Genomic DNA, 16,614 nt, shown 5'->3' with positions numbered 1-16,614 from the left:
GGGCCCGCCGCTCGTCCGGACGGTGCACGCACAGTGGTCTTGCGCGGATGGCCGGCTACTACTGTATAAAGCGCGCCATCCGTCGAATTCAAAGAGGCCCCGCCTGTGGAAGATGTGATCGAGAAACTGCGTGAAGCGAACGAGCCGGTTCCGGTACCGCTGGAACTGCCCGACGAAGAACTGCTCGTGGAGATCGAAGAAGCCCTGCTGATCGGCATTCCGTCGGAATTCCGTGAGTTCCTCCTGCTGGTCAGCGACGTGATCTACGGGCGCCTGGAGCCGGTCACCGTGGCCGATCCGCAGTCCCACACCTACCTGCCGGAAGTGGCCGCCGTGGCCTGGGCCAGTGGCCTGCCGCGCGAGCTGATTCCGCTCTGCGCCGATGGTGATGACTACTACGCTGTCGCCGAAGACGGCGAGGTGATTCTCTGGGCCGACGGCGAGCTCACCGAAGAGACCTGGGACTCCGTCTGGACCTGGGCACGCGACGTATGGCTGGATACTTGAAGCCCGGTGTCGGAATTTCCTGAAACTTCCATGGTCACACAGGCAACCCAGCGTACCTCCAGCCCTTGCTGCCCGGGCGGGTACGATGCCCCGTGGAGAAACTATGAAGTTGAAAGCCTTGTTCACCTGCCTGTTGCTGCTCGGCCTCGCCGGATGCGCCGACAAGGCCGTGGTGACGCTGCAGGACGGCAGCGAAATCCTGGTGAAGGATCACTCCGACTACGACAAATACAATGACTACTACGAATTCGAACAGCTCAACGGCGAGACGATCCTGATCAAGAAGGACAACGTCCGCTTCATCAAGACCCCGTGAAGGGCGCCCTAGCGCGCCCCGAGCCTTCCCCCACTTTCCAGCTCAAGCAGGTTGAGCAGGTACTGGCCACAGTAGCCCAGGTCCTGTTCGATGGCTTTGCGCGCGCCTGCGCCATCGCCACGCTCCAGCGCCTGCAGGGTGTCTTCGTGGAAGTCGTTCAGGCGCAGCGACAGGTCGGCCTCGGTGAACAACCGGTTTAAGAAGGGCCCGACCTGCAGCCACAGCGCCTCGATCATGCGCAGCAGCGTGGGATTGCCGCAGGCACGGTAGAGCGTCAGGTGGAACCGGCTGTTGGCCTCCAGGTAGCCGTGGACGTCGCGGGCCTTCAGCGCAATTTCCATGCGCTCGGTGCAATCGCGCAGTACCGCCATGTCGGCGGGCTTCAGGTGCCTGGCCGCGTCTTCCACCGCCAGTCCCTCCAGGGATTGCCGTACCTGCAGGATCTGCAGGTAGCGCTCGCGGGTCATCACCGGCACTCGTAGCGAGCGCTGCGGCTCGCCCTCCAGCGCGCCCTCGGCCACCAGCCGTTGCAGGGCCGCGCGCACCGGCATCGGGCTGGTGCCCCACTCATCGGCCAGGTCGCGGATCTTGAGCCGCTCGCCGGGCTGGAAGCGCCCGCTCAGCAAGGCCTGGCGCAGGTTCTGGTACAGCTGTTCCTGAAGGTTGTCGGCCATCGTGACTCACTCCCGGCCGGCCGGCGGCGCCGGTAGTTGGGCGAAGGTCAGGCTGCAGTCGTGCTTCATCTTGCTTATCCCTTGTTTTCGATCAGACAGTTGCCGCCATCCACCACCAGCACTTCGCCGGTGATGTAGCTGGCTTCGGGCGAGGCCAGGAAGGCGATGGCGGCCGCCACCTCCTCCGGTCGCCCGGAACGGCCGAGCGGCGTGCGCCGTCCGGCCTGGATTTCTTCCTCGCTGCTGGAGCCGGTGGCGATCCAGCCCGGCGCCACGCTGTTCACCGTCACCCCGCGATGCGCCACTTCCAGCGCCAGCCCCATGCTCATGCCGAGCATCCCGGCCTTGGCCGCGCTGTAGGCCGACTCGCCCGGATTGCTGGCACGCACGCCGGTAGTAGAGCTGACATTGACGATGCGTCCGTAGCCGCGCTCCAGCATCCCCGGCAGCAGCGCGCGGGTGAGCAGGAAGGCGCTGGTCAGGTTGCGCGCCAACGACAGGTTCCACGTCGCCAGGTCCATCGCCGCCAGCTCGGCGAAGGGCTCCGGGCTGCCCTGCATGGCCATGCCGGCGTTGTTCACCAGCACGTCTACGCTTCCCCATTGCCCCTGCGCCCATTCAGCCAGGGCGCAGACGTCGTCCTCGCAGGTCAGGTCGGCGGGCCGCGCGCGGGCCTCGAAGCCCTCGGCGCAAAGCTCCTGCGCCCGCAGCAGAACGCGCTCGCTGCTGGCGGTGAGCAGCAGTTTCACGCCATTGCGCGCCAGCCGGCGGGCACTGGCGAAGCCGATGCCGGACTCGCTGCCGGCACCGCTGATCAGGGCGATCTGGCCGGCCCAGGCGGACTCATTCGTAGCATCGTTCATGGGCACCTTCTTGATCTGTGATCACAGAATTCGTTACAGGGCAGGTTATCAGGCAGCCGACGCGCTGTATTGACATTTTTGTGATCACAAATGGAAGATGTGCGAAATAACAAACGAGGTGTGCAACATGACCGCCAGCGGAATCGCCCAACAGGCCGTGGATCTCTTCACCGCCCGCGAGCGCCAGCGCTTCCTGGAACAGAATCCCAAGTCCGTCGCCCTGGCCGAGCGTGCGCACAAGTCGCTGTACGCTGGTGTGCCGATGCACTGGATGGCCGACTGGTCCACGCCCTGCCCGCTGTTCGTCGAACGCGCCCAGGGCGCCCGCTTCTACGACGTGGACGGCCATGACTACGTGGACTTCTGCCTGGGCGACACCGGCAGCATGTTCGGCCATTCGCCGGCGCCGATCGCCCGCGCGCTCGCCGAGCAAGGCGCACGCGGCCTGACCACCATGCTCCCCGGCGAAGACGCCGTGGTCTGCGGCGAACTGCTCGCTGCGCGCTTCGGCCTGCCCTACTGGCAGGTGACCGCCACCGCCACCGACTCCAACCGCTATGTGCTGCGCTGGGCCCGCGCGGTGACCAAGCGCAAGACCCTGCTGGTGTTCGACGGCTGCTACCACGGCACCGTCGACGACGTGATGGTGCGCTACCGCGACGGCGAGACCGTGCACCGCTCCGGCCTGGTTGGCCAGGCCTACGACCTGACCCAGCACAGCCGCTCCATCCCCTTCAACGACGTCGAGGCGCTGGAAGCCGCGCTGGCCCAGGGTGACGTCTGCGCCCTGCTGTGCGAGCCGGCGATGACCAACATCGGAATGGTCCTGCCCGATCCGGGCTTCATGCAGAAGTGCCGCGAACTGACCCGTAAATACGGCGCGCTGCTGATCATCGACGAAACCCACACCATCTCCACCAACATCGGTGGCTGCACGAAGTTGTGGAACCTCGACCCGGACTTCTTCGTGGTCGGCAAGCCGATCGCCGGCGGCGTGCCCTGCGGCATCTTCGGTTGCAGCGCGGAGATGGCCGAACGCATGGCCGCCTCGCGCAAGAGTGCCCAGGAAGACAGCCATGGCCACGGCCACAGCGGCATGGGCACCACGCTCTCGGCCAATGCCCTGGCCATGCACTGCATGCGCGCCAACCTGGAACAGGTGATGACCCAGGCGGCCTACGACCACATGCTGCCGCTGGCCAAGCGCCTGGCCGACGGCTTCCGCCGGCTGATCGCTCAGCACGACCTGAAGTGGTCGGTGACCGAACTGGGCGCGCGCAGCGAGTTCCAGTTCTGCCCCGTCTCCCCGCGTACTGGCGCCGAGGCCGAGGCCGCCTTCCACGACGAACTGCAGATGGCCTTGCACCTGTACCTGATCAACCGCGGCATCCTGATCACGCCGTTCCACAACATGACCCTGTGCTGCCCGGACACCACCACCGCCGACGTGGATCGCCTGATCGAAACCCTCGATGCCGGCATCACCGAACTGCTGGCGATCCCCGGCGCGCGCGAGGCCTGATCGCCTGCCACCTGCAGGAGCGGACGTGGTTCGCTCCTGCCAAAAGAACAATCCGGCGCCGAGCGCCTCCGAGGACCACCATGCAATTCGCCGATCGACAGGAAGCCGAAGCCTTCCTCGCCGCCCACCCGGACGTGCGCAGCATCGAACTCTTCATCATCGATTCCAACGGCATCCCGCGCGGCAAGCTGCTGCACCGTGACGAGCTGCTGGCGATCTACGACAACGGCCGCCCGCTGCCCAGCTCGATCCTCGCGCTGACCGTGCAGGGCGAAGACGTCGAAGGCACCGGGCTGGTCTGGGAAGTGGCCGACGCCGACTGCTGGACCTACCCCCTGCCCGGCAGCCTGACCCTGCAACCCTGGCGCACCAGCCCCACCGGCCAGCTGCAGGTGAGCATGCACCCGACCCAGGGCCTGCCCGCCACCCCGGCCGACCCACGCCAGGTGCTGTCCCGCGTGGTCGACCGGCTGAAGGCCGACGGCTTGCACCCGGTGATGGCGGTGGAGCTGGAGTTCTACCTGCTGGACAAGCAGCGCGACGCCAACGGCCGCCCGCAGCCGGCGGTGCAGATGAACGGCATCCGCCCGGAAGCGCCGCAGGTCTATGGCGTCTATGAACTGGAACAGCTGCAGCCGTTCCTCGACGACCTCTACGCCGCCTGCGAAGTCCAGGGCCTGCCGGTGCGCACGGCAATCTCCGAGTACGCGCCGGGCCAGGTCGAGCTGACCCTGGAGCATCGCTTCGACGTCATGCAGGCCATCGACGAAGGCGTGCGCTACAAGCGCCTGGTAAAGGGCGTGGCGAACAAGCACGGGCTGCAGGCCTGCTTCATGGCCAAGCCGTTCGGCGACCGCGCCGGCTCCGGCATGCACTTGCACGTCAGCCTCGCCGACGAACAGGGCAACAACCTCTATGCCAGTGAAGACATTCACGGCACCGAACTGCTGCGCCACTCCATCGGCGGCATGATGGCGCGCCTGCTGGATTCGCTGGCGATCTTCTGCCCCAACGCCAACTCCTTCCGCCGCTTCCAGGCCAACAGCTACGCGCCGCTGGCCAAGAGCTGGGGCGTGAACAACCGCACCGTGTCGTTCCGCGTACCTGGCGGTCCGGCGAAAAGCCGGCACATCGAGCACCGCATTTGCGGCGCCGACGCCAACCCCTACCTGGCGGCAGCGGCAATCCTCGCGGCCATCCACGAAGGCATCCGCGAGCAGATCGATCCGGGCGCGCCCATCGTCGGCAACGGCTACGAGCAGGCCACCGAGTTCCTCCCCACCGACTGGCTCACCGCGCTGCGCGCACTGGAAGCCTCCACCTGGGCCCGCGAGGCGCTGGGCGAGGAATTCCTCAAGGTGTTCCTGGCAATCAAGTGGGAGGAGTACCGCCAGTTCATGGGCGAGGTCGGCGAGCAGGACTGGCGCTGGTACCTGCATCACGCGTGATTCGTGCGGCAGTACGGCGAATAACGCGAAGCGTTATCCGCCGCCAAGCCTACGCTTCGCAGCACCCGCACTGACACACGACAGCCTTACGAAAAATTTACCCTGTCAGACTGAAGAATCTGGTCTTTTCTTGGTCTGTAATTGCACGGGGCGCAGATGCGCCCCGTGGTCAAAGCGGCGCCGCCGGTACTGCCTGCCGGCCGCCGTCCTCTCTCAGGCAGGGAGAACCCGTAGACAATGAGCACTCCTGTCGTACTGATCACCGGCGCTGCCGGTGGCCTCGGAAAAGCCATCGCCAAACGTTTCGCCCAAAGCCACTGGCGCATCGCCGCAACCGACGTGGACAAAGCCGGCCTGCATGCGCTCAACGCCCAGGTCCCGCTGGACGCCACCGCCGTCGGCGACCTGCGCCGCGCCGACAACTGCCACAGCCTGGTTTCCGACATCCTCGCCCGCACCGGCCGCCTCGACGCCCTGGTGAATGCCGCCGGCGTCTGGCGCGAAGGCCCGGTGGAAGACTTCAACGAGGACGACTTCGACCTGGTCATGGGCGTGAACCTCAAGGCCGCCTTCTACATGTGCCAGGCGGCGACGCCGTACCTCAAGGAAAACCACGGCTGCATCGTCAACATCTCCAGCGACTCCGGCCGCCAGGCCTATCGCGGCTCCGCGGCGTACTGCGCGAGCAAGGCGGCGCTGACCATGCTCACCCGTACCCTGGCGCTCGAACTGGCCGAGTCCGGCGTGCGGGTCAACGCCATCTCCCCGGCGGACATCGCCACGCCGATGCTCGACTACCAGGCCGAGCGCTATGGCCAGGGCAACCCGGACAGCTACAAGCGCGCCTTGCTGAAGGATTATCCACAGGGCAAGGCGTCACGCTTCATCCGCCCCGAAGAAGTCGCCGAGCTGGTCTGGTACCTGTGCAAACCGGAATCCGAAGCCATCACCGGCGCGGACCTGGCCATCGACTTCGGCCTCTCCGCCGGGCGCTGAGCCGGAAGATAGACGGACGGGCGGCCAGGGGTCGCCCGTTTTCGTTTGGGGCGTTGATCGAACGACAGAAAGGCCATTGGTAAATGGCCCACTGGTGCCGGGCGCCAATCGGCGGTATAGAAAAAACTGTGTCGCCTGCCGCGCTTTGGTTGTCCAGAGTTAGGCCCTTTCCTTTTCCCAAGACAATTCCGAAGAGAATTCCATGGAACCTGGCAACCACCAGCTCAGCATGACCGTCCTGATGACCCCCGACATGGCCAACTTCTCCGGCAATGTCCACGGAGGCACCCTGCTCAAGTACCTCGACGAAGTCGCCTACGCCTGCGCCAGCCGCTACGCCGGCTATTACGTGGTGACCCTGTCGGTGGACCAGGTGATCTTCCGTCAGCCGATCCACGTCGGCGAACTGGTCACCTTCCTCGCCTCGGTGAACTACACCGGCCGTACCTCCATGGAGATCGGCGTGAAAGTGGTCACCGAGAACATCCGCGAGAAATCCGTGCGCCACACCAACAGCTGCTTCTTCACCATGGTGGCGCTGGACGATGACCGCAAGACCATCGAGGTGCCGCAACTGGTGCCGCAGACCAAGGACGAGAAACGTCGTTTCGCCCAGGCCCAGCAGCGTCGGCAGATTCGCCAGGAGCTGGAACAGCGCTACGCCGAGCTTCGCCACGAATGACAGACGTTCACGACATTTCCTGAAAAGAAATCCCTCGTGTCGCGGAAATTTCCCAATGCGTCAACAGGTTACCCTTGCGTGAAAGCAAGGTAGGAATCGATTACTACGCCTAGACTTTTCATACGCGGGTTTGCCCCCGTGACCCACCGTCGAGCGACCCGGTGCTGATGCGCAGTCCGGTCGCTCCCTGAGTGCCCGGAGCCCAGACCATGCATCACACCCCGCTACTGACCACCCTCGCCGTCGGCTTCGTGCTGGCCTTCGTCCTCGGCGCCCTGGCCAACCGCCTGCGCATCTCGCCGCTGGTGGGCTACCTGCTCGCCGGCGTTCTGGCCGGCCCCTTCACCCCCGGTTATGTCGCCGACCAGGCGCTGTCCACGGAGATCGCCGAACTGGGCGTGATCCTGCTGATGTTCGGCGTCGGTCTGCACTTCTCGCTCAAAGACCTGCTGTCGGTCAAAGCCATCGCCATCCCCGGTGCGGTGGTGCAGATCGGTGTCGCCACCCTGCTCGGCCTGGGCCTGGCCTGGATGATGGGCTGGAACTTCGGCGGCGGGCTGGTCTTCGGCCTCGCCCTGTCGGTGGCCAGTACCGTCGTGCTGCTGCGGGCGCTGGAGCAGCGCCAGCTGATCGACACCAAGCGCGGGCGCATCGCCATCGGCTGGCTGATCGTCGAAGACCTCGCCATGGTCCTCACCCTGGTCCTGCTGCCGGCGCTGGCCGGCTCGCTGGGCGGTACTTCCGACGGTGGTGACGGCGGCCTGCTGATGCCGATCCTGCTGACCCTGGGCAAGGTCGCCGCTTTCGTCGCGGTGATGATCCTTGGCGGCCGCCGCTTCGTACCCTGGGTACTGGAGCGCGTGGCCAAGACCGGCTCGCGGGAACTCTTCACCCTGGCCGTGCTGGCCATCGCCCTGGGCATCGCCTACGGCTCGGCGGTGATCTTCGGCGTGTCCTTCGCCCTGGGCGCCTTCTTCGCCGGGATGATCCTCAACGAGTCCGAGCTGAGCCACGAGGCCGCCGAGAACTCGCTGCCGCTGCGCGACGCCTTCGCCGTGCTGTTCTTCGTCTCCGTCGGCATGCTGTTCAACCCGGCGATCCTGATCCACGAGCCGCTGCCGGTGCTGGCGACCTTCCTGGTCATCGTCTTCGGCAAGTCGGTGGCGGCCTACGTCATCGTGCGGATGTTCGGCCACCCCAACAGCACCGCACTGACCATCGCCGCGAGCCTGGCGCAGATCGGCGAGTTCTCCTTCATCCTGGTCGGCCTCGGCGTGACCCTGAACCTGCTGCCCGAAGCCGGGCGCGACCTGGTGCTGGCCGGCGCGATCCTGTCGATCCTGGTCAACCCGCTGCTGTTCATCGCGATCGACCGCCTGCAGGCGCGGCAGGAGCAGAAGGCCGAAGCCGAGCCGGGTGCGGTCCAGGTAGAGGCGCCGGACCTTCCCCCGCCGGTGCTGGAGCAGAACCACGCAATCCTCATCGGCCACGGCCGCGTCGGCGCGCTGGTCAGCGAGCGCCTGCGCAAGGACAGAGTTCCGCTGGTGGTCATCGAGGACAAGCGCGAGAAGGCCGCCGAACTGCGCGAGCACGGTCTCTGCGTGGTGGTCGGCAACGCCGCCAACCCCGATGTCCTGACCCAGGCCAACATCACCTCGGCGCGCTGGCTGCTGATCGCCATCCCCAACGGCTTCGAGGCCGGGACGATTTCCAGCCACGCGCGGGCGATCAACCCGAACCTGGACATCATCGCCCGCGCCCACTTCGACGCCGAGGTGGACTACCTGGAGCAGAACGGCGCCAGCCTGGTGATCATGGGCGAGCGGGAAATTGCCCGTGGGATGGTCGAGCGGGTCGAGCGCGAGGGCGCCACGCCGGCGGCCAGCGACGATCACCTGCCCCAGTCGGCCTGACGCCATGCTGCGCCGACTCTACGACTGGACCATGCGCCTGGCGGGGCATCCGCGGGCGGAGCTGGCGCTGGGCGGGGTGACCTTCGCCGAAAGTTCGTTCTTTCCCATCCCGCCGGACGCGCTGCTGGTGCCCATGGTCCTGGCCAACCGGGCCAAGGCCTGGCGTTATGCGGCGATCTGCATCGTCAGCTCGGTGCTGGGCGGCATCGCTGGCTACTTCATCGGCCTGCTGCTGTTCGAGACGGTGGGCCAGGCGATCCTGGCCTTCTACGGCCTGCAGGAGAACTTCGCCGAGGTCGCCGAGCGCTACAACGAACTCGGCTGGCTGATGGTGCTGCTGGGCGGCGGCTTCACCCCGCTGCCCTACAAGCTGATCACCCTGACCAGCGGGGTCACCCAGCTGGACCTGGTGCTGTTCATCGCCCTCAGCGTGGTGGCGCGCACCCTGCGCTTCGCCGCCACCTGCGCCCTGCTGTTCTGGGCAGGACCTGCGCTGCGCGAAGCCATCGAGAAACGCCTCGGGCTGGCGTTCGGCCTGCTCACGGCGATGGTGGTGGGCGGGTTGCTGCTGGGCAAGTACATGCTCTGACACCGAGCCCCTTGCAGGAGCGGGCATGGCCCGCTTTTGCAGGGGAGCGCCGATGTGCGCCTCAGATCACCCCAGCTTCACCGCCTCGAACTTCACCCGCGGATGGGCAATGCGGTCCTGGGCACGCACCAGTTCCAGTTCGTAGCTGCCGCAGGCCTGGGTTTCCAGCAGCACTTCATGGACGGCGGCGGCGCAGAATTCGAAGGCAGTGCGCAGGTCATCACCCAGCAGCAGGCGGGCGAGGAACAACCCGGAGGTCAGGTCGCCCACGCCCACCGGTTGGCGCGGGAAGGCCAGCAGCGGGCGGCGCAGGTGCCAGGTCTCGTCCAGGGTTACCAGCAGCATCTCGAAAGCGTCCGCCGGCTTGCCCGGGTAATTCAGGTGCTTCACCAGGACCGTCTTCGGGCCGCGCACCAGCAGGCCGCGGGCCATCGCCGCGCAGTCTTCCAGGGAGGTCGGCTGGCGGTCGCAGAAGCTGTCCAGTTCCAGCTGGTTCGGGCACAGGTAGTCGGCCACGGCGGCGGCCTCGTTGAGCAGGAACTCGCCGACTTCCGGGGCAACGATGCAGCCCTTCTCCGGATGGCCCATCACCGGGTCGCACAGGTACACGGCGCGCGGGTTGACCTCGCGGATGCGGCGCACCACTTCGAGGATCGAACGGCCCTGCGCCGCGCTACCCAGGTAGCCCGAGAGCACCGCGTCGCAGTTGCCCAGCTCGCCGATGGCGGCGATGCCATCCACCAGCGCGGGAATCTGCTCCGGCGGCAGCACCTGCCCCGTCCAGTGGCCATACTGGGTATGGTTGGAGAACTGCACGGTGTTCAGCGGCCAGACGTTCACCCCGACGCGGCGCATCGGGAACTCGGCAGCACTGTTGCCGGCGTGGCCGAAGACGACGTGGGACTGGATGGCGAGAACGTGGGGAGTGCGCGGCATAACGGTGTCCTGCTACAGAATGGGCCAGTATGGGGCGCAATTCACACGCTGTGAACATCCGCCCCTCGCCGCCCGACGGCGGAGTGAGTAAGCTGGTGCGCCGATTCCGAGGAAGCCGAAGTGGACCTGGGCAATCTTTTCATCTTCATGCTGGTCGTCGCGGGCGCCGCCTGGTGGTGGCGCGCCCATGGCATCCGCGAGCGTGCGCTGGCGCTGGCCAAGCAGCACTGCGCGCGCGAGGGCGTGGAGCTGCTCGATGACGCCATGGCCCTGCAGCGCTTCCGCTTCCAGCGCGACGGCCGGGGCAACCTGCGCCTGGCCCGCGAATACGCCTTCGAGTTCACCGCCACCGGGCAGGAACGCTACGCCGGCCGTATCGCCATGTTCGGCCAGCACCTGGGCCGCATCGAGCTGGCGCCCTTCCGCATGGAACCCGAACCGCGCATGCCGGTATCGCCGGTCGCCACTTTCCACCCCGCCGCCGCGCCGGTCGATGAGGACATCGTCGACGCCGTGTTCGACGACACCCCGCCGCCACCACGCCCCAGGGCCGAAGTCGTGCGGCTGGACGAATGGCGCCGCGCGCACCAGGACAAGAAGGTCGGCGACTAGAGCTGAGCGCGGATCTTCCGCCAGTCCTCGTCCACCGCCGCCGTCATCGCCTTGCGCAACAACCGGCAGCGTCCGCGGTGCCAGAGTGACGTTCGCCGCCGTTGGTTGCGCCGGCAGTGCTCGAACAGCCAGTCCGGATCGAAACCGTCCCAGACGCCCGCCGTCACCCAGGTGTTGGCCCAGACCACCGGCGCCACTTCCAGGCGGTAGATGGCCTCCAGCTCGTCCACGCTGAATCCGCTGATCGACAGGGTGCCCGCGATAGCGGCACGTCCGCCTTCGTCCAGCTCGGTGTCCAGCCACAGCTCGGACAGTGCCAGCCAGACGGACTCGCGGGCCGGATCGTTCATTCGTGGCCCAGCAGGAAGCGCGACACGCGAGCGGCGCTGTCTTCGGGGAATTCCTGCATGAAGCAGTGGCCGCCGTCGACACACTGGCCACTCACCACCGTGTTCGTCGTGCACCAGCGCGCCACCGACTTGGGCACGAACGGGTATGTGCGCTCGCCGAACAGCACCTGTGTCGGCGTCACCACCTTGGTCAGCGATGGCCACAGGCGCTTGGGGAAGGAGCTGAAGATTTCCGCCTCGCGGCTGGGCCGGCATTTCAGCTCGACGCCCGCCTCGGTGCGCTTCATGGCGTTCTCCACATAGGCCCAGAGCGCTTCGTCGGTCCAGCCCTTGAAGATGCCGCGGCCGTGCAGGCCGGCGTAGGCCGCCTCGCGGTCCGGCCACTGGCTGCGCCGCGAGCGCGCCTTCTGCACCATGGTGCGGCGCTTGTGCAGGCCGAGCACTTCGGAGAGCGCCATCACGCCTATCATCGCCGGGGTGAACAGCACCGGGTCGAGCAGCACCGCACGGCGGAACAGCTCGGGATGACGGCCGAGGATCAGGCTGGTGAGCACGCCGCCAAAGCTGTGCCCGGCGGCGTAATGCGGCACGCCACCGAATACTTTGCTGCCGGCCTGGAAGGCTTCCACCGCCATCTCGGCATTGCGGTTCCAGCCGTGGAAGCGCCCGCCGTGGTCACTGTCGCCATGCCCCTGCACGTCGCACAGCCAGAGGTCGAAATCCTGCGCCAGGACTTTCAGCATCGGCTCGTAGGCACGGCCGCAGAAGCCATTGCCATGCAGGAAGTGCAGCAGCGGCTTGCCACTGGGCTCGCTGCGCCAGCCGCGCAGGGTGAAACCGGCGGACCCTTCGTGGGTCCAGGACGACAACTGCATCGAAGCTCTCCATCGGGATGCCGGCAGTGTAGCGAGGCGGCGGGGCGCCGGACCAGCTCGCGGCCGTGCTATTGTCGCCAACCGTTGGTCGAACCCCGTCGAACATGTCGCCTACCCGCCCCCTTCGCCTGCTGCTGATCTGCCTGCTCCTGCTGGCCGGGCTGGTGCTGTCGGTGTTCTGGGCCGGCGAGAAGGCGCGGCACCGCGCGCTGCTCGCCGAGGCGGAAGCGGCCCATGAACAGCTCGGTCTCTATGCCAACTCCCTGCACACCCTGATCGAGCGCTTCCGCAGCATTCCCGCCGTGCTCGCGCTGGACCCGGAGCTGCGCGCGGCCATGCGCGGCCCGGTGACCGGCGAGCTGCAACACCGGCTCAACCTCAAGCTGCAGGAAATCAACGGCGCGGCGCGCTCCTCCACTTTGGAGCTGCTGGACCCCACCGGCCTCGCCGTAGCTGCCAGCAACTGGAACCTGCCGGTCAGCTACGTCGGTCACAACTACGGCTTCCGCCCCTACTTCCGCCAGACCATTGCCCAGGGCGCGGGGCGCTTCTATGCGGTCGGCGTGACCAGCGGAATTCCCGGCTACTTCCTGTCCAACGCGCTGCGCGACGACGACGGCACCTTCCTCGGCGCCATCGTGGTCAAGCTGGAGTTCCCCGACCTCGAGCGGCAGTGGAGCCAGACCCCGGACGTGGTGCTGGTGAGCGACAGCAAGGGCGTGGTGTTCCTCGCCAACCACCCGCGCTGGCGCTACCGCGAACTGCAACCGCTGGACGCCGTGGCCCGCGCCGAGATGGCCGACACCCGCCAGTACCACAAGCAGCCGCTCAGCGCGCTGCCGCACCGGACGCTGGAAACCCTCGGCGAGCACGCGCGCATGGTCCGCGTCGACGGCCAGGACATCAGCGGCGACTACCTCTGGCAATCGGTCGGCCTGCCCGAAGACGAGTGGACCCTGCATTTGCTGCGCAATCCCCACGGCGTGCAGTCCGACGTCACCAGCGCGCGGCTGGCCGCTGCCGGCGTCTGGCTGGCGCTGGTGTTCCTCGTACTCTGGCTGCAGCAACGCCGCCGCCTGGCGCGCCTGCGCCAGCGCAACCAGGAGGAGCTGGAGCGCCTGGTCGAGCAGCGCACCGCCGCCCTGCGCACCGCCCAGGACGGCCTGGTGCAGGCCGCCAAGCTGGCCGCGCTGGGGCAGATGTCCGCCGCGCTGGCCCACGAGATCAACCAGCCGCTCACCGCCCAGCGCATGCAGTTGGCCAGCGTGCGCCTGCTGCTCGACGCCGGCCGCCAGGACGACGCCCGCGCCGCGCTGGTGCGGGTCGATGAGCTGCTCGAGCGCATGGCCGCACTCACCGGTCACCTGAAGACCTTCGCCCGCAAGACGCCCGGCGGCCTGCGCGAGCGCATCGAACTGGGCCACGTGATCGAGCAGGCGTTGCAGCTGCTGACCGTGCGCATCCGCACCGAAGGCGTGGAGATCAGCCAGGACCTCGACCTGCCGGCCTGGGTACTGGGCGATGCGATCCGCCTGGAGCAGGTGCTGGTCAACCTGATCCGCAACGCCCTCGATGCGGTGGCCAATACCGCCCCGCCGCAGATCCGCCTGACCCTGCGCCGCGATGACAAACACTGGTGCCTGGAAGTGGCCGACAACGGCCCCGGCATCGACGAAGCCCACCTGGCCAGCGTCTTCGACCCCTTCTTCACCACCAAGCCGGTGGGCGAGGGACTGGGCCTGGGGCTGGCGGTATCCTATGGCATCGTCCACGAACTCGGCGGGCGCCTCGACGCCGCCAACCAGCCCACCGGCGGCGCGGTGTTCCGCCTTAGCCTGCCGGCCGCCAGCGAAGAAAGAAGACCATGAGCGAGACCATCCTCTTCGTCGACGACGAAGCCGCCATCCGCGACGCCGTGCAGCAGTGGTTGCAACTCTCCGGCTTCGAAGTGCGCCTGTGCAGCAGCGCCGACGAGTGCCTGAAAAGCGTCTCCCGCGAGCTGCCCGGCGTGGTCATCAGCGATGTGCGCATGCCCGGCACCGACGGCCTGGCCCTGCTCGAGCGCCTGCAGGAGATCGACCGCGACCTGCCGGTGATCATGGTCACCGGCCACGGCGACGTGCCCATGGCGGTGCAGGCGATGCGCCAGGGCGCCTACGACTTCATCGAGAAACCCTTCACCCCCGAACGCCTGCTCGACAGCCTGCGCCGCGCCCTGGAGAAACGCCGGCTGGTGCAGGAGAACCGTCAGCTGCGTGAACAGGCGGCGCTCAAGGACCAGATCGAATCACGCCTGCTCGGCGTCTCGCGCCCAATGGAAACCCTGCGCCGGCAGATCATGGCGCTGGCCGGTACGCCGGTGAACGTGCTGATCCGCGGCGACACCGGCAGCGGCAAGGAACTGGTCGCACGCTGCCTGCACGACTTCGGCCCTCGCACCGGCAAGCCCTTCGTCGCGCTGAACTGCGCGGCGATTCCCGAGCAATTGTTCGAGACCGAACTGTTCGGCCACGAAAGCGGCGCCTTCACTGGCGCCCAGGGAAAACGCATCGGCAAGCTGGAGCACTCCAACGGCGGCAGCCTGTTCCTCGACGAGATCGAGAGCATGCCGCTGGCCCAGCAGGTGAAGTTGCTGCGCGTGCTGCAGGAACAGCAACTGGAGCGCCTGGGCTCGAACCAGAGCATCAAGGTGGACCTGCGGGTGATCGCCGCGACCAAGCCGGACCTGCTCGAGGAAGCCCGCGCCGGGCGCTTCCGCGAGGACCTCGTGTACCGCCTGAACGTCGCCGAGCTGCGCCTGCCGCCGCTGCGCGAACGCCGCGAGGACATCCCGCTGCTGTTCGAGCACTACGCGCTGCTGGCCAGCGAGAAATTCGGCCGCGAAGCCGCGCCGCTCTCCGCCAGCGAACTGGCGCGCCTGCTCGCCCACGACTGGCCGGGCAACGTACGCGAACTGGCCAACGCCGCCGAGCGCCATGTGCTCGGCCTGGACCGCGCCGAGCTGCCGATCGAGCCCGCCGGCAACGGCCTGTTCGAACGCATGGAAGCCTACGAGGCACAGTGCATCCGCCAGGCGCTGGGCCAGTGCAAGGGTGACATCAAGGCGGTGATGGAGCTGCTCGGCCTGCCGCGCCGCACCCTCAACGAGAAGATGCAGCGCCACGGGCTGAGCCGTGGGGATTACCTGGGCGAGGACTGAGCCAGCTGCTCGGCGAAGAACCAGCCGCTACACCAGCGCGCCAGCGGCCAGAGCAGCGCCAGTAGCAGGACCACCGGCGGCAGCAGGTAAAGCGGCAGGCTGTTGGCGTTCAGCGAGTTGTAGGCGGCGAACACCAACAGGATCGAGACCAGCACGATCGCAATCGTCCACATCACCAGCAGGACCAGCGCGCAGGCCAGTACCCGACCGGCGGCGAAGCGCGAGACCTGCGATGGCAGGCTTGCCTGCACCGAGGTCATGACGATGGCGAAGGGCAGCGCGCCGCCTGCCAGCAGGAACATCGATTGCCAGCCGTCCGCGCCGCTATACAGATAGAGCGCCCCGTAGCTGAGGGCAGCCAGCGCCTTGTAGACCAGCGCGCTGAAGCACAGTGACACGCCCAGCGCCACTTGCCAGGACGACAGCAAAAAGGACTCGCCGGGCAACAACCGCTCGGAGCGTGAGCGCGCCAGAGACAGCACCACCCAGAGCGGCAGCAGGCAGCCCAGAACCAGACTGACCAGCGAATTGGCCTGGCCATAGAGGACCATCCAGAGATTCCGGGTGCCCTGCTCGAACGCCCACTGATAGAAGGACAGGCTGAGGTAGGACACCCCCGTACTGACGACCATGGTGGCGATCAGGTAGGCCACGCCGAAACCCACCAGCAGTCCGGCCAATGGCTGGAAACGCGCAATGCCATGGCGCTCGCGCAGGTGATGCACCAGCAGCAGGACAGCCGCCGCATAGAAGACCAGCCCGCCCAGCCAGTTTGCCAGCATAGTCGGCAGGTACTGCGGCAGGCGCTCGCGGTAGCTGCCCAGGTCGCCGATCCACTGCACGGCATTGCTGCCGAAAAACACTACCGCCGCCGCCACCATCATGGCGGCAACAAACTGCCAGGGCTGGTTGCCGTCCGCCGGCACGGCAGCAGGCGCAGTGAGTGGAGCATGGGGTGTCGCGAAGGGATTGTCAGTGGTCATGGGCGGCATCCTTGTCGGTCCATTGAAGCGCCCGAGCCTCTCACAGCCGGCGCCGGCCCGCCAGAGCGGGCCATCCCACTGGCGATCAGCGGGTGAGCCGCTACCCTCAAGCGGGTGCCGGAATCCGGCCACTCCTGCCGCCCTCTCGA

The 16,614-nt window shown here is 67.2% G+C and carries 17 protein-coding genes; 11 read left to right on the top strand and 6 right to left on the bottom strand.

Annotated elements, in window-relative coordinates; genetic code table 11:
• Positions 1–105: 105 nt before the first annotated feature.
• On the top strand, positions 106–507 hold the full coding sequence (locus tag IB256_RS17780; RefSeq protein WP_081519074.1) for an SMI1/KNR4 family protein: 402 nt from the start codon (positions 106–108) through the stop codon (positions 505–507).
• 103 nt (positions 508–610) lie between these two features.
• Positions 611–823 carry a YgdI/YgdR family lipoprotein gene (locus IB256_RS17775; RefSeq protein WP_017521498.1) on the top strand — a complete coding sequence of 71 codons (213 nt, stop codon included), beginning with the start codon at positions 611–613 and terminating at the stop codon, positions 821–823.
• Positions 824–831: 8 nt separating this feature from the next.
• Here the strand turns inward: IB256_RS17775 and IB256_RS17770 are convergent, their stop codons facing one another.
• Together IB256_RS17770 and IB256_RS17765 are read right to left on the bottom strand one after the other, a co-directional pair.
• Positions 832–1,497, bottom strand: a complete 666-nt coding sequence (locus IB256_RS17770) for a GntR family transcriptional regulator (RefSeq protein WP_192403487.1) — start codon at positions 1,495–1,497, stop codon at positions 832–834.
• 74 nt (positions 1,498–1,571) lie between these two features.
• Positions 1,572–2,360, bottom strand: coding sequence for an SDR family NAD(P)-dependent oxidoreductase (locus IB256_RS17765; RefSeq protein WP_192294538.1), 789 nt, complete (start codon positions 2,358–2,360; stop codon positions 1,572–1,574).
• A 127-nt stretch (positions 2,361–2,487) separates the two neighbouring features.
• Between IB256_RS17765 and IB256_RS17760 the strand changes: the two genes are divergently transcribed.
• From IB256_RS17760 to IB256_RS17735, 6 genes are all read left to right on the top strand, one after another.
• On the top strand, positions 2,488–3,882 hold the full coding sequence (locus tag IB256_RS17760; protein WP_192294536.1) for an aspartate aminotransferase family protein: 1,395 nt from the start codon (positions 2,488–2,490) through the stop codon (positions 3,880–3,882).
• An 80-nt stretch (positions 3,883–3,962) separates the two neighbouring features.
• Positions 3,963–5,330 carry a glutamine synthetase family protein gene (locus tag IB256_RS17755; protein WP_192403485.1) on the top strand — a complete coding sequence of 456 codons (1,368 nt, stop codon included), beginning with the start codon at positions 3,963–3,965 and terminating at the stop codon, positions 5,328–5,330.
• 237 nt (positions 5,331–5,567) lie between these two features.
• Positions 5,568–6,326 (top strand): SDR family NAD(P)-dependent oxidoreductase, encoded by a 759-nt coding sequence (locus IB256_RS17750; protein ID WP_045213936.1) that lies wholly within the window; start codon positions 5,568–5,570, stop codon positions 6,324–6,326.
• Between the two features lie 202 nt (positions 6,327–6,528).
• Entirely contained in the window at positions 6,529–7,008 is a 480-nt protein-coding gene (locus IB256_RS17745; RefSeq protein WP_081519069.1) for an acyl-CoA thioesterase, read from the top strand.
• Between the two features lie 209 nt (positions 7,009–7,217).
• Complete coding sequence (gene ybaL / locus IB256_RS17740; protein ID WP_192294532.1) at positions 7,218–8,921, top strand: YbaL family putative K(+) efflux transporter; 1,704 nt, start codon at positions 7,218–7,220, stop codon at positions 8,919–8,921.
• A 4-nt stretch (positions 8,922–8,925) separates the two neighbouring features.
• A complete protein-coding gene (locus tag IB256_RS17735; protein ID WP_024766834.1) occupies positions 8,926–9,510 on the top strand; it encodes a YqaA family protein in 585 nt (194 codons plus the stop codon).
• A gap of 66 nt (positions 9,511–9,576) precedes the next feature.
• Here the strand turns inward: IB256_RS17735 and pdxY are convergent, their stop codons facing one another.
• A complete protein-coding gene (gene pdxY / locus IB256_RS17730; RefSeq protein WP_192403483.1) occupies positions 9,577–10,446 on the bottom strand; it encodes a pyridoxal kinase PdxY in 870 nt (289 codons plus the stop codon).
• Between the two features lie 120 nt (positions 10,447–10,566).
• Between pdxY and IB256_RS17725 the strand changes: the two genes are divergently transcribed.
• A complete protein-coding gene (locus IB256_RS17725) occupies positions 10,567–11,058 on the top strand; it encodes a DUF3301 domain-containing protein (protein WP_081519066.1) in 492 nt (163 codons plus the stop codon).
• Here IB256_RS17725 and IB256_RS17720 read toward each other — a convergent pair.
• The gene (locus tag IB256_RS17720; protein WP_151188790.1) at positions 11,055–11,408 is read right to left on the bottom strand and encodes a hypothetical protein; all 354 of its coding nucleotides are present in this window, start codon (positions 11,406–11,408) and stop codon (positions 11,055–11,057) included. The genes IB256_RS17725 and IB256_RS17720 overlap by 4 nt on opposite strands.
• Positions 11,405–12,283, bottom strand: a complete 879-nt coding sequence (locus IB256_RS17715) for an alpha/beta fold hydrolase (protein ID WP_192403482.1) — start codon at positions 12,281–12,283, stop codon at positions 11,405–11,407. Before IB256_RS17715 ends, IB256_RS17720 begins: the two co-directional genes overlap by 4 nt.
• Before the next feature lie 104 nt (positions 12,284–12,387).
• Here IB256_RS17715 and IB256_RS17710 point away from each other — a divergent pair, with 104 nt between their 5' ends.
• Both IB256_RS17710 and IB256_RS17705 read left to right on the top strand, forming a co-directional pair.
• Positions 12,388–14,151, top strand: coding sequence for an ATP-binding protein (locus IB256_RS17710; protein ID WP_192403478.1), 1,764 nt, complete (start codon positions 12,388–12,390; stop codon positions 14,149–14,151).
• The gene (locus tag IB256_RS17705; RefSeq protein WP_192294526.1) at positions 14,148–15,482 is read left to right on the top strand and encodes a sigma-54-dependent transcriptional regulator; all 1,335 of its coding nucleotides are present in this window, start codon (positions 14,148–14,150) and stop codon (positions 15,480–15,482) included. Before IB256_RS17710 ends, IB256_RS17705 begins: the two co-directional genes overlap by 4 nt.
• Here the strand turns inward: IB256_RS17705 and IB256_RS17700 are convergent.
• Positions 15,464–16,465 carry a hypothetical protein gene (locus tag IB256_RS17700; protein WP_192403476.1) on the bottom strand — a complete coding sequence of 334 codons (1,002 nt, stop codon included), beginning with the start codon at positions 16,463–16,465 and terminating at the stop codon, positions 15,464–15,466. The genes IB256_RS17705 and IB256_RS17700 overlap by 19 nt on opposite strands.
• Positions 16,466–16,614 lie beyond the last annotated feature (149 nt).

Source organism: Pseudomonas sp. PDM17 (assembly GCF_014851985.1).
In the GTDB taxonomy this organism is placed as follows: domain Bacteria; phylum Pseudomonadota; class Gammaproteobacteria; order Pseudomonadales; family Pseudomonadaceae; genus Pseudomonas.
Note: the sequence above shows the minus strand (reverse complement) of the source record. Positions and strands in the feature narration are given on the sequence as shown.